Source organism: Deltaproteobacteria bacterium IMCC39524, from assembly GCA_029667085.1.
Classification (GTDB): Bacteria; Desulfobacterota; Desulfuromonadia; order Desulfuromonadales; family BM103; genus M0040.
The window spans coordinates 649,588-661,753 of record JARUHJ010000001.1 but is presented as its reverse complement, the minus strand read 5'-3'; the positions used below and the strand labels follow the sequence as shown (position 1 = coordinate 661,753).

Here is a 12,166-nt window from a genome sequence, read left to right as displayed (position 1 = left end):
GGAATGTATAATTTATTCTGACCACGATTCTTTAAAGGTCGCGGCCCGTGGCCTTAAAATAGGGGCGAAGTCGATATCGAAACGATGGAAAGTCTTTGAAAGGCAGGTGGAACATGGCCGTCAAACACAGCTTGTACCACGAAACTGGCAAACTCTCGGTCGACAGGGAATACTGCACGCTCTGCGGGGTGTGTGTGAAGAATTGCGGGGTCGAGGTGCTGCAAATCAAGGATAAGGCCGTTCAGCAGGTTGATGCCGGTTTCGGCTGCATCGCCTGCGGCCACTGCATGATGGTGTGCCCGCAAGGTTGTCTTACAATCAGCGGTCGCAACCTCTCCGCCGAAGATCTTCAGCCACTGCCGCCGCAGGAAGCGCGGGCCGATGCCGAGGCACTTAAAAACCTGTTTGTTGCGCGCCGCAGCGTCCGTAAATTTAGTGACCGAACAGTTGAGCCTGAACTGATCGAACAGGTGATTGCCATGGCGTCGTCTGCGCCTATGGGGATTCCTCCGTGGGATGTGGGCGTGGTCACAATTAATGGTTTTGACGCGGTTCGAGAGCTGGCCGGGGAGGTGGTGCAGGGCTACCGTGGGATGCTTAAGCTCTTCCGGCCAGGTGTACTCAAGATGATGCGACCAGTCATGGGCCAGGTGAAAAATGATCAGTTTAGCGACTTTATCGTGCCTTTGGCGAACAAATACGTCGAGACTTGGGAAGAAGGGCGGGACACGGTATTTTGGGGTGCTCCGGCGGTGTTGTTATTCCATTACTCCGCCTACGCCGGAGAGCCAGACGCTGTGATCGCCTGTACCTACGCCATGCTGGCCGCCGAGTCGCTCGGCCTGGGCAGCTGCGTAATCGGTGGTGCACCGCCCATTTTGCAGCGCAATAAGGTTTTGTCTGCCAGGCTGGGAATTCCTCCAGATAACAAGCTCGCGTTGGCCCTGGTGCTGGGGTTTTCCACCGTGCCGTTTAAAAAGGCGATCGTACGACGTTTCAGCCATGACCAGGGTGCAGGGTTGCACTGAACCGGGGACTCTTGACCTGGGGCACTACTAGAAGTGTCCCTCTCGTGTCGTCTGTTGCCTCCCAGGCTTGACACCAGTGTCACCTCTACTAAAGTTGAGAGAATCACCTTACAACCACTTTGGAGAAACTTTATGAACGTATTTGATTTTGCAATGCAAATGGAAGACAACGGTTACGACTATTACACTGGTCTGGCGAAAGCAGCCACAGTGCCGGGGCTGAAGACGATCTTTACTGACCTGGCCGAAGATGAAAAGAAACACCTGGAAATTTTTCGCGCTCTGAAAGAGGGGCGGCGAGATCAAAAGCTGCCGGAGTCAAAAACTCTCGAGACGGCCAAGAATGTCTTTTTGTTGCTGCCACGCGGTAAGCAGGTTTTAGAGGAGATCAACGGGCCACTGCCATCTTACCAACACGCCATGAAGCTTGAAGCCGAGAGTTTCCGTTTCTACGAAGAGGCTGCCGAAAAGGAAGAGGATGCCGAGGTAAAAGCCCTGCTGCTTAAGATTGCTGCTGAGGAACACAGGCACTTCAATATTCTTGAAAACGTCTTCCACTTTGTTAATGCACCGAACCAGCATCTTGAATGGGGGGAGTTCAGCAACCTGGGTGAATTCCGCCAGTATGGGCGCGACACTGACATTTAACCTGGCAGTCAGTCAGGGCCACTCAATATTTAGTGTCCCTTTTGAGTGTCCCTTTTTGAGCCTCGGGGACACTCCCGGAAGTGTCCCTCTCTCGTCCCAGCTACCTTTCGGACTTCGTCACCAGTATACTGTCTTGGTTGACATCTCATAGCGCAGTTCAGAACAACACCAACCGTCAAAAAGGATAACTTTATGAAGATCGCAATATTGGGTCTGGCCCAGACGGGCAAGAAAACCCTCTTCACGCTGTTGACCGGACGATCCATACCCCCGACTGTTAAACCCGGTGAGGCCATCGAAGGTAGTGCAACAATCAAAGACAGCCGTGTAGATGCTTTACGCGATTTTTACAACCCTGAAAAGACCACTTATGCAGAGAACCAGTTCGTACTCTGCCCTGATATTACCGCTAGCGGCACCTCGCGCCTCTGGATGGACCCTGCCCAGCGCTGTGATCTTCTCTGCCTGCTGATCAGATCCTTCGACTCACCGGATGTTTTTCACCCCGCCGGATCGGTGGATCCAGAGCGTGATCGGGCCACGATCGAAACAGAGCTATTGCTGGCCGACATGCAGTTGGTGGAGACGCGCCTGCAGCGCCTCGCCAAAGACAAGAAGAAAGGTCAGACGACAGAGCAAGCTCTGGAAGAAGAAGTCCTGCAACGCTTAAACACGGCCCTGGAGGAGGAACGCTTCTTAAGCACTGTAGAACTTGCTCCTGACGAAGAACATGCGATCAAAAGCCTCGAGCTGATCACTCGTACGCCGCTGCTTTTTGCCTACAACGTCTCCGAGGATGATATCGGCAAAGATTTCGGGCCTGGCGTCTTTACTATCTCCTGTGCGATCGAGAGCGAAATCGCGGCTATCAATGACGAAGGGGAGCGTAAAGAATTCATGGAGGCAATGGGCATCACCGAACCGAGCCTCGACCGGATTAACGCCGCTCTTTACGACGCGCTTGGCCTCATGAGCTTCTACACCTCTGGTAAAGATGAGTGCCGCGCCTGGACCATCCGCAAAGGCTCCAGCGCGCCAATGGCCGGTGGCAAGATCCACAGTGACATCGAACGAGGCTTTATCCGGGTTGAGGTCATGAAATTCGACGACCTGATGGCCGCCGGTTCTGAACAGGCTGTCAAGAAGGCGGGTAAGATGCAGCTAAACGGTAAAGACTACACGATTGAGGACGGTGATATCTGCCACTTCCTCTTCAACGTTTGAGGTCATCTGCATGGAATTGCAGAGAGTCCTTTTAGCATTGAGGACACTTCCGGAAGTGTCCCTGTAGTGTCCCCATGGTTGACTGGGCTTGTTGCACCCAAGGCAATATTTAACAGGGATGTCCAGGATGTATAGGATAAAACCCGAGCCAAAGGCCTTAACGTTGGTTTCTTAACTTTTAGAAAAAATCCAAGCATTGTAACCTCTGTGAGATTTTATCCTGCCTATCCTGCATATCCCTGTGAATAACGTAGAGTGGGGGAGGCCTTAAGGGGCTTTTTATGAATCATGGCGACGTCAGCCGCCCCAGAGCCGGGGACACTTAAAAGGGACACTCAAAATTGAGTGTCCCAGATGCCGGTTGACGTTTTATTTGATCACACCATTTCGCTTAATCTCCTCCAACTGCCCCTGAAAGCGTGATTCCGTAGGCCTTTGCCACCTCGCGTAAATAATTCTCATCCTCACACATGCTCTTCCCCGGTTCATCGGAGACCTTCGCCACCGGCTGACCATTGACGCGAACGAGCTTGATGATGATATTCAGCGCCTTTATGCCGACATCATTGCCGAGGTTGGTGCCGATACCGAAGGACATCTGGACCCGGCCACGGAAATGCTCGTAGATCTTGATCATGCGCGGAAAATCAAGGCTGTCGCTGAAGATCAGGGTGCGGGACAAAGGATCGATACCGCTACGGCTGTAGAGTTCGATCGCCTGTTCTCCCCAGTTGAAGGGGTCGCCGCTGTCGTGGCGCAAACCGCTGAAGGACCGGGCCAGGGCCGGGGAAAAGTCGCGGCAGAAGGCGTCCATGCTGTAGTTGTCGGTCAGGGCGATACCGAGGGAGCCGTGGTACTCGCGGACCCAGCCATTCAAGGCGGCCCGCTGCGCTTCGGCAAGAGCGACCACGCCCTGCCAGGCTTGCAGCCACTCGTGGGCCATGGTGCCGATGGGCGTGAGCTCAAGTTTCCAGGCCAGGTAGAGGTTGCTGGTGCCGGCGAGGTGTTGCCGAGCCGTACCACGGAAGATCTCGACCATCTCGTACTGCCAGGCTTTCGAGGCCCGTCGCCGTGTTGAAAAGTCGGCGATCCTGACTCCGGCCAGGACACTGTGATCAGTCAGCATGCGGAGTTTGTTTGCCAGTCGCTGGCGAGCAAGGTTCGTATCGAAACCGGACTCGAGTTGAAAGGTGTTGAGCTCGCTGATGATTGCCAGGGCATGGATCTCAAAGAGACAGATGGCCACGATCGGCCCGCGGAAGCGCAGGTCGATGTCGCCGTCTGCGAGCGGCCGGGCAAAGATGTGTTTTCGCTCAAGCTGGAAAGTGCGCAGGTAGTCCAGGAAGTCTTTTTTGAAAAACGGCAGGGTGGCGAGATAGGCGAGTTCGTCTTCCTCGAAGCGGAGTGTGCAGACCAGGTCGAGCTGTCTCACGATCTCAGGGAGGATCCGGGTCAGGTCGGTGCCGTTGCCGGTCCGGTTGCGGCAGTTGAATTTCCACTCGGCCTCAACCCCGGAGAATTCGGGAGCGTGGTAGAACGCTTGCATCATCGTCAACTTGTACAGGTCGGTGTCGAGCAGCGAAGTGATGAGTGGCTCTTGTGGCACTAGGGCCTCCGGGGGCATCGGCGAGAGAGATCAGGGTGAGGACTGCAGTTCGCTTGCGCTCTGGATGATGTCGATCCCGGCGCGGCGCATCTCTGCCTGGTCTGCATCGAGAGTCGCCGGGTTGACGCTGCGACAAGCGCCGAGGTTGACGATGACCTTGAATCCGGCGGCTTTAAGCTGTAGCGCCGTGGTCTTCATGCAGTAATCGGTGGCCAGGCCGCCAACGATCACTGTCTCAATGTTCCGTTGCTGCAGCCACTCGATCACCCCGGTCGACTCACTGCTGGCCAGGTCGTGGTAGCAGGCCCCGTAGGGGTGCTTCTCCGGATCAATACCCTTATGCACCACCAAGTCATAGGCGTCTTCATCGGGCAGGCCGGGGATCAGCCTGTTGCCCTCGGTGCCGGCTACGCAGTGGGCTGGCCACTTGACATCAAGGTTCGGATAATCTCCTTCAACCGGGGTCAGCACCTGGTTCGGGTCATCGGTCACCCAGAGAGCTTCGACGGGGTGTTGGTCTTTGCTGACCAGCCGGCAGCTGGCGTAGTTCGCCTGCTCGTTAAGCTCACCGGCGATCTCATCACCCCCGGCGATCGGCAGTTCCTTCGGGCATAAAGGCGTGAAACCGCGTTGCGGGTCGACGTCGAAACTGGCGGTTTTCTCTTTTTCAACAAACATCGACTTTCCCTTCCGTAGCGATCTGTTCAAACCCGGTGGCTCAGCGTGCTGGTTGGCCACCTTCTCATTTAAACACACGATAATGAAATGAGTATACTGACAGCGTGTTTTTCTATGAGATTGGGAACACTCAAGATAGAATATTTTATTTGAGTGTCTCCGCTTCTGGCCAGGCGTTGCAGCCGCCATCGGCAGCGGTTAGGAGCATTAAGTGCACGGCTTCATTGGATAAGGCACCGCCTTTGATTATGTCTGCTGCCTAATAATTGCAAGGCATACTCGGTATAGTTTGCTGTGCTTCTCTGAAATCGACAGGATCTGACTTGAAATACCCACCCCTGGCCACAGACAACAACCCGCCGCCCAAGAGTTTGTTTGACGTTTTTATTTACAGCCGTCGCGCCCTTGAACTGGTCTGGTCGACGAGCTCAAGGCTGGCCCTGGTCTTTGCTTCCTTAACGCTGGTGGCCGGGGTGTTGCCCGCCGCCGTGGCCTGGGTTGGCCAGCTGATCGTCGATGGTGTGGTTACTGCGATGGGTCAGCAGCAACAGAGCGGCAGTGCCGATACCACCTTTGTGCTCCTGTTTGTTGCTGCTGAAGCAGGTCTGGTGGCTTTGATTGCCGGTGCGCAACGTGGCATCTCGACGTGCCAGGCGCTGCTGCGTGCGCTGATGGGGCAGCGTATCAATCTGATGATTCTGGAAAAAGCCTTAACCCTCAAACTGGCAAATTTCGAAGATTCGGAATTCTATGACAAGCTGACCCGTGCCCGGCGAGAGGCCTCGACCAGGCCCTTAAGCCTGGTAACGCGAACCTTTGGCCTGGTGCAGAATGCAATATCACTGACCAGTTACGCCATCCTTCTGGTGCAATTCTCACCATGGGCGGTTCTGATCCTGGTGGCTGGCGGCATCCCTGAATTTATCGCCGAGGCTAAATTCTCCGGTGACAAGTTTCGCCTGTTCCGTTGGCGTTCGCCAGAGACGCGGATGCAGATGTATCTGGAGACAGTGCTGGCCCGGGAGGATTACGCCAAAGAGGTCAAGCTGTTCCGTTTGGGACCAAAGTTGCTGGAACGATATCGAGCGATCTTTACGAAGCTGTTTGCCGAGGATCGCAAACTGACGCTGCGCCGCGATAGCTGGGGATTCGTCCTTGGACTGATCGGGACTGCCGCCTTTTATAGCGCTTACGCCTGGATTGCCCTTGCGGCCATCAAGGGCATGATCAGTCTGGGGCAGATGACGATGTACCTGCTGCTTTTCAAACAGGGGCAATCGGCCGTTTCGGCCAGTCTTTCGGCGATCAGTGGTATGTACGAAGACAACCTCTACTTATCGAACTTGTACGAGTACCTGGAGCAACCGACGCCAATAGTGGCAGGCAAGTTACAGCAGGGCCCGCAGCCGGGTGACGGCGTGCGTTTTGAAGATGTCAGCTTCTCCTATCCAGGGAGCGAAGAACCGGCCTTGCGTCAGGTCTGTCTGCATCTTAAGCCGGGAGACAGCCTGGCCCTGGTCGGCGAAAACGGTTCCGGAAAAACCACCCTGATCAAGTTGCTGACCCGCCTCTATCAACCTGATGCCGGACGCATCCTGCTCGACGGTCTCGATTTACAGTTATGGGATGCTGATTCTTTGCGGCAGCGGATCGGGGTCATATTTCAAGATTTTGGCCGTTACCAGTTTCTGGTCGGGGAAAATATCGGCGCCGGCGATATGAGCCACTTCGAAGATCGTCAACGCTGGCATAAAGCCGCTGAGATGGGGATGGCGAGTGAGTTCATAGAGAAGCTGCCGCAACAATATGATACCCAACTCGGTAAATGGTTCAAAGACGGACGCGAGCTCTCCGGCGGACAGTGGCAGAAGATTGCTCTGGCCCGCGCCTTTATGCGCACCAAGGCAGACCTGCTGGTGCTCGACGAACCGACCGCCACGATGGATGCAGCCGCTGAGGCGGCCATCTTTGAGCATTTTCGTGAGTTAAGCCGAGGCAAGATGACGGTTCTGATTTCCCATCGTTTCTCAACCGTGCGTATGGCTGACCAGATCGTCGTCATCGATAAGGGCCGCATCATCGAACAGGGCAGCCACGAACAGTTGATGGAGCTGGGAGGCCAGTACGCTTATCTTTTTTCGCTACAGGCTCAGGGGTATCGCTAGCCGGGGACACTCAAAATTGAGTGTCCCTTTTGAGTATCCCCAAAAATACATTTGAAGAGTTTTTGAATCCGGCTATCTAACTGTCTCTTCAAACGTTTATCCTCGATGAAGTTGACAAAACTGCGTCGTACGTTACTAGTTCAGGTAGGATGAGAGCGCTTTAAAACGACGACAGCTGTGCGGGGGTGAACATGAAAGTAATCGAGCGGATTCTATTGGCCGTGGATGAATCGAGTCACTCGGACCTGGTTGCCGAGAGGGCCATTGCGATGGCAGACTCTTTTCAGGCGAAGATTTTTCTGGTGTATGTCCATCCCAAGGTTCTGGAGCTTGGTCAGCCTTACTACCAAGAAGTTCTCAACAAGTACTTAGAGAACGCAGAACATGCGGTTGCTCATCACAAAACGCATCTTGAGAAGAGTGGGGTTGATTTTGAAGTGTTGATCCTCGAAGGCGACCCTGCAGAAATGATCATCGAAACGGCGCGCGTTATGAAAAGCGATCTGATCGTGATGGGATCAAGAGGTTTGTCGAACATCCTGGGCTTAACTTTGGGGAGTGTCAGCACCAAGGTGTTGCACTCAGCCAAGTGCATGGTACTGATTGTGCCCTAGGGGATAGGTACAGCATCTGGGACCCTCAATTTTGAGTGTCCCTTTTAAGTGTCCGCGATTCCCTTTTACGTTTTATTTCATTCCTCCATCCCGCTTGATCTCCTCCAGCTCCGCCTGAAAACGCGATAACTCCAGCTTAAACTCTTCAGACGGTGCAACCTCGGTGCGGAAGTACTGCCGAAAGGCCTCCCAGTCCGGCTGCTCGTCGTTGATAGCCCGGCTGCGAGCAACCTGCTCTTCAAGCGCTTTGTAGCCTGCATCACTCGTCTTGGCAGATTCTGTGTCGGCTTCGGTCCAGGTGAAGTTGGAGAAACGTCCAAGCTCACCGGTATCAAGGCGCTCTGGGTGATGGGCGATGAGATAGTTGAAGCGGGCACGCTTAAGTGCGATCAAGGCGTGCTGGTGGTCGCGCTGGGCATTGGCGGTCGCAGTGAATTGCGGCTTGTTTTTAATCAGCAACGCGGCCAGGTTGTCTTGCCAATGGCTCTGCTCGGTCAGGTAACGATCCATGGTTGACCGGGCCTGTTGCAAATCAGTGGCATGGCCCATGTTAACCAGCAGGCAAAGGACCATGAACAGAGAGATGAGGGTGGGGCGGAATGATGACACGTCTGTCTCCTCGAGGATGGTTTCAAAACTGGGCCAGTATACACAGTGGTCGCTGGGGACAGAGAATAAAGAGAGCACCTTTTGAGTGACCCCAAGCGCCTAAACAGTGGAAGGCCCGCACTTGTCGCCGGGCCTTCTTAATGGATTCTCTTCGCGCCCTTATCACGGGCTTAGCAGGCAATCTCGGATTGCCCACGTCTGGTGCAAACTACCCAATAATCAGAGTCTGTTTCGATAGGCGCCTCCTTTGTGCGGTCAACAAACCAACCGTTGACTCCACACTTCTATTATACACCATCTTAACGGAATGGGGACAGACACCTTTTAAAAAGCCAAAGGAGCCAGTTTCCGCAACTATGGGAGTTGAAACCCCATCCTTTTTAAAGCCGATACCGTACTTTTATGGACATTCCTGGCTTCAATTCGGTAGTTGTGGAATTCCCTTCTGACCGGGTACTCACCTCTGAGGCGTTCAAAAGACCCGGGTGCAGCAGCCCGGAGCCTTTTATCATCCGCAAGGATGTCATAGGTTGCCAACACCGCTTCTGCCAGGACACTTTCTTCGTCTTTTTTGTGACCGTCGAGTTGAATGAGCGTTTGCTCCGGCAACTCAACCTCCGTCGGTTGCCAGTCATCGATGCCGAGCTTGAAAAAGCGGCTGACCGCACGGATGCTCATCATTGTGCCAATGGCTTTGCCGTCCCTGGAATAACCGGCGATATGGGCCGTGCCCAAATCTGCTTTTTCAAGCAGTTCCAGGTCGATCTCAGGTTCGTTTTCCCAGCAATCGATGATCAGGCCCGAGATAAAGCTGGAGTCCCGTGCGTTTTTTACTGCGCCGCTGTCAAAGACCTCTCCCCGACAGGTATTGACCAGCAGGGGGCTTTTCTCCAGGTCTTTTAAAAAGCTGTCGTCAACCATGTGATGGGTGGCAAACTCTCCTGCGGACTGCAAGGGGACGTGGAAGGTGATGATATCGGCTTGCTCCCGGATTCGGGCAAGACTGGTAAAATTGCCGCTGCCTTCCGCTCTTTGCCTGGGCGGATCGTTAAGCAGAACCTGCATGCCAATGGCGTGGCACAAGTCTGCTGTTTTTCTGCCCACATTTCCAACACCGACAATGCCGACGGTGAGATCGCGAAGCTTGATTCTCTTTTTGCACGCGTAGGTCAACAATGCCGAGGCAAGGTACTGGTTGACGCTCCCGGCATTGCACCCCGGAGCATTGGCCCAGGCAATACCCTGTCGTCTGCAGTAGGCTGTATCAATATGATCAAACCCTATGGTTGCCGAGGCGATGAATTTTACCGAAGAGCCTTCAAGCAGCTCCGCGCTGCAGAGGGTTCGGGTTCTGGTTATGAGGGCGTCGGCATCCCTGACGATTGCCGCTGTCAACTCTTCTCCCGGCAGGTAGATCACCTCCGCGAAGGGTTCGAGGGCGCCTTTGATATAGGGGATCTTGTCATCAACAATAACGAGTGATCGTGAGTTGCTTTTCGTGGTTTGCGTCGACATCGCCCGGTTCCCCCGTCGCGGCTGAATGATTCAACAGCATTGTCTGCTCTTTCCTTCGACCCGACAACAAAACCTGTCAAACTTAAAATCCCGAATTCCTGACTGAGTGTCTGTTTGGTGTCGGTATTGATTGAGAGGTGCTATGCAACCCCGCCTTTAAGCCCCGTTGATTTCAAACCTGTCTCCTGTACGTTCCTTATCATGAAGACAATTAAAAGGCTGCTTGCCAGTTTAATGATTGTCTGTCCCCACATCGCATCCCAGATCGGCCCGAAAGCCAAGTAAACGAAGACGACGGAGTCCAGGGGGGTTCCAACAATGTTACTGACGATGGCGCGCCCTCGAAAAGAAAGGGGGGATGCTGTAAAGACAGCCCAATCCAATCCTTCTGCAACAACAAAAGCACCCAGGCTCGCCAGGGCCAGGGTGGGAGAAAAGACTGCGGAGATCCAGGATGCGACGAACATCCAAATCCAGCAGCCCCATTTCCCGAATCTTCTCTGAACAAGGTCTCTTGCTGTGAAAGTGAAACCGACCGCCACTGCCCCGGCGGGAAAAGAAAGTCCCGCCACCTGAATAATACCAAAATTCATGACCAGCAGATTGGCAACGACTATGGATCCCAGGTAAAAAAGTACTTCAAACATCGAAACCTCGCAAACTTACTGTTTTTGTGTGAATCATGACGATAAAGGTCATGATATTCTATGCGTTCCTTTGAGAGCAAGTGGGGAGCTAAGGGCATTCAGAATAGAGTGTCCTTTTTAAGTGTCCCCAATAGTCAAAGATTTCCCCCTTAAATCCTTAGGGAAAACTCACCAAGCCAAACTAAGCTGGTATAATCTAATTGATCAACGCGGTCGAAACCGTTTGTAGCAGTGAAGCGATGTCCTCTTTTTCCTTGATCAGTGAGATGTGAGGTGAGTATGGAAAGCAAAAGGGTCAAGCGAATTTTAGTGGCTGTAGACGAGTCTCAACGCTCCATCAAGGTTGTGGAAAGAGCCGCAGAGATAGCGGGGCTTTTTCATGCAAAGATAATCCTTGTGCACATACGCCAGAAGGTTCCAGATGTCCTCGGTGAACCTTTTTATCAAAACCTTTTCAATCATTATATGCACGCCGCCGAGCAGGCAACGGCACCGCTGCAGGTGATGCTTGAGGACAAGGGGATTGACCACGAGGTGTTGATTCTCGAAGGTGACCCTGCTCAGGCCATTACCGAGGCGGCGAGTAACCAGAAGTGCGAGCTCATCGTTATGGGCACAAGGGGTCTTTCGAATATCGCGGGCATGGCTCTTGGCAGCGTCAGTCACAAGGTACTTCAAGTCATGGATCGCATGGTTCTTATTGTGCCTTAAATGGGCAGGCCCTGTTGTGAACCGTGTCGAGCGATGCAAGGACACGCCTCGGTGACAGGGAAATTGTGTCTCCCCATAAATCGGTGGCACGTTCGTAATGTATCACCGAATTCTATCAAAGCCACCCGCATAAGCTTAGATCTGGTATGATGCCCTCTGGTCATGTCGACCCAACCAATACGGAAACCCTATGAATAATATTCTGATTGTTTACGCAAGCACCGATGGTCACACACGGAAAATCTGCGAGCGACTGCAGCAGGTAATCGAAGAGCAGGGCAGCCAGGTGCAGTTGCTGCAGATTGATGAACCGCATCCGGATTTGACGCCCTTCGACAAGATCGTTGTTGGGGCGAGTGTCCGCTATGGGAAACATAGTAAGTTGATCTACGACTTTGTCAAAAAGAACCAACAGCATCTTGACAGGAAACCGAACGCTTTTTTCTCGGTCAATGTTGTTGCTCGAAAACCTGAGAAAAACCAGCCTGATACTAATCCATATTTAAAGAAGTTTCTCGGCCAGATTGCGTGGCAGCCGAAACATCTGGAGGTCTTTGGTGGCAACCTTGATTATCCAGGGTGTCGCTACCTTGACCGTCAGATGATACGTTTGATCATGTGGATGACCAAAGGTCCGACCGCGCCCGATACTGTGGTGGATTATACCGATTGGGACCAGGTTGAGGCTTTCGGAGACCGGATCCACAATATGCAGGGTTGA

At 53.4% G+C, this 12,166-nt stretch carries 12 protein-coding genes; 7 read left to right on the top strand and 5 right to left on the bottom strand.

From position 1 onward, the window contains the following. Window positions 1-113 precede the first annotated feature (113 nt). From P9J64_03130 to P9J64_03120, 3 genes are all read left to right on the top strand, one after another. A complete protein-coding gene (locus P9J64_03130; GenBank protein ID MDG5467306.1) occupies window positions 114-1,028 on the top strand; it encodes a nitroreductase family protein in 915 nt (304 codons plus the stop codon). A 132-nt stretch (window positions 1,029-1,160) separates the two neighbouring features. Beyond that, a complete protein-coding gene (locus tag P9J64_03125; GenBank protein ID MDG5467305.1) occupies window positions 1,161-1,676 on the top strand; it encodes a ferritin family protein in 516 nt (171 codons plus the stop codon). 192 nt (window positions 1,677-1,868) lie between these two features. Beyond that, entirely contained in the window at window positions 1,869-2,900 is a 1,032-nt protein-coding gene (locus tag P9J64_03120) for a DUF933 domain-containing protein (protein ID MDG5467304.1), read from the top strand. A gap of 391 nt (window positions 2,901-3,291) precedes the next feature. Here P9J64_03120 and pncB read toward each other — a convergent pair whose 3' ends face one another. Both pncB and P9J64_03110 read right to left on the bottom strand, forming a co-directional pair. Beyond that, window positions 3,292-4,506 carry a nicotinate phosphoribosyltransferase gene (pncB, locus tag P9J64_03115; protein MDG5467303.1) on the bottom strand — a complete coding sequence of 405 codons (1,215 nt, stop codon included), beginning with the start codon at window positions 4,504-4,506 and terminating at the stop codon, window positions 3,292-3,294. Between the two features lie 30 nt (window positions 4,507-4,536). Further along, complete coding sequence (locus tag P9J64_03110) at window positions 4,537-5,184, bottom strand: isochorismatase family protein (GenBank protein ID MDG5467302.1); 648 nt, start codon at window positions 5,182-5,184, stop codon at window positions 4,537-4,539. 323 nt (window positions 5,185-5,507) lie between these two features. On the opposite strand from P9J64_03110, the gene P9J64_03105 reads away from it, so the two are divergent. Then, complete coding sequence (locus tag P9J64_03105) at window positions 5,508-7,349, top strand: ABC transporter ATP-binding protein (GenBank protein ID MDG5467301.1); 1,842 nt, start codon at window positions 5,508-5,510, stop codon at window positions 7,347-7,349. 191 nt (window positions 7,350-7,540) lie between these two features. Next, the gene (locus P9J64_03100; protein MDG5467300.1) at window positions 7,541-7,963 is read left to right on the top strand and encodes a universal stress protein; all 423 of its coding nucleotides are present in this window, start codon (window positions 7,541-7,543) and stop codon (window positions 7,961-7,963) included. Window positions 7,964-8,035: 72 nt separating this feature from the next. Here P9J64_03100 and P9J64_03095 read toward each other — a convergent pair whose 3' ends face one another. The 3 genes from P9J64_03095 to P9J64_03085 form a co-directional block, all read right to left on the bottom strand. Beyond that, complete coding sequence (locus P9J64_03095; protein MDG5467299.1) at window positions 8,036-8,572, bottom strand: hypothetical protein; 537 nt, start codon at window positions 8,570-8,572, stop codon at window positions 8,036-8,038. A 354-nt stretch (window positions 8,573-8,926) separates the two neighbouring features. Then, window positions 8,927-10,087: a 4-phosphoerythronate dehydrogenase PdxB gene (pdxB, locus tag P9J64_03090; protein ID MDG5467298.1), complete on the bottom strand. Its 1,161-nt coding sequence runs from the start codon at window positions 10,085-10,087 to the stop codon at window positions 8,927-8,929. A gap of 140 nt (window positions 10,088-10,227) precedes the next feature. Beyond that, the gene (locus tag P9J64_03085) at window positions 10,228-10,734 is read right to left on the bottom strand and encodes a VUT family protein (protein ID MDG5467297.1); all 507 of its coding nucleotides are present in this window, start codon (window positions 10,732-10,734) and stop codon (window positions 10,228-10,230) included. A 279-nt stretch (window positions 10,735-11,013) separates the two neighbouring features. On the opposite strand from P9J64_03085, the gene P9J64_03080 reads away from it, so the two are divergent. After that, window positions 11,014-11,445: a universal stress protein gene (locus tag P9J64_03080; protein ID MDG5467296.1), complete on the top strand. Its 432-nt coding sequence runs from the start codon at window positions 11,014-11,016 to the stop codon at window positions 11,443-11,445. A 190-nt stretch (window positions 11,446-11,635) separates the two neighbouring features. Continuing rightward, entirely contained in the window at window positions 11,636-12,166 is a 531-nt protein-coding gene (hemG, locus tag P9J64_03075; protein MDG5467295.1) for a menaquinone-dependent protoporphyrinogen IX dehydrogenase, read from the top strand.

What these genes read in the sequence shown, in the direction of transcription:
- P9J64_03080 (MDG5467296.1), top strand. Translation starts at nt 11,014, where the DNA reads ATGGAAAGCAAAAGGGTCAAGCGAATTTTAGTGGCTGTAGACGAGTCT.
- P9J64_03125 (MDG5467305.1), top strand. Translation starts at nt 1,161, where the DNA reads ATGAACGTATTTGATTTTGCAATGCAAATGGAAGACAACGGTTACGAC.
- pdxB (MDG5467298.1), bottom strand. Translation starts at nt 10,087, where the DNA reads ATGTCGACGCAAACCACGAAAAGCAACTCACGATCACTCGTTATTGTT.
- P9J64_03100 (MDG5467300.1), top strand. Translation starts at nt 7,541, where the DNA reads ATGAAAGTAATCGAGCGGATTCTATTGGCCGTGGATGAATCGAGTCAC.
- P9J64_03085 (MDG5467297.1), bottom strand. Translation starts at nt 10,734, where the DNA reads ATGTTTGAAGTACTTTTTTACCTGGGATCCATAGTCGTTGCCAATCTG.
- P9J64_03130 (MDG5467306.1), top strand. Translation starts at nt 114, where the DNA reads ATGGCCGTCAAACACAGCTTGTACCACGAAACTGGCAAACTCTCGGTC.
- P9J64_03120 (MDG5467304.1), top strand. Translation starts at nt 1,869, where the DNA reads ATGAAGATCGCAATATTGGGTCTGGCCCAGACGGGCAAGAAAACCCTC.
- P9J64_03110 (MDG5467302.1), bottom strand. Translation starts at nt 5,184, where the DNA reads ATGTTTGTTGAAAAAGAGAAAACCGCCAGTTTCGACGTCGACCCGCAA.
- hemG (MDG5467295.1), top strand. Translation starts at nt 11,636, where the DNA reads ATGAATAATATTCTGATTGTTTACGCAAGCACCGATGGTCACACACGG.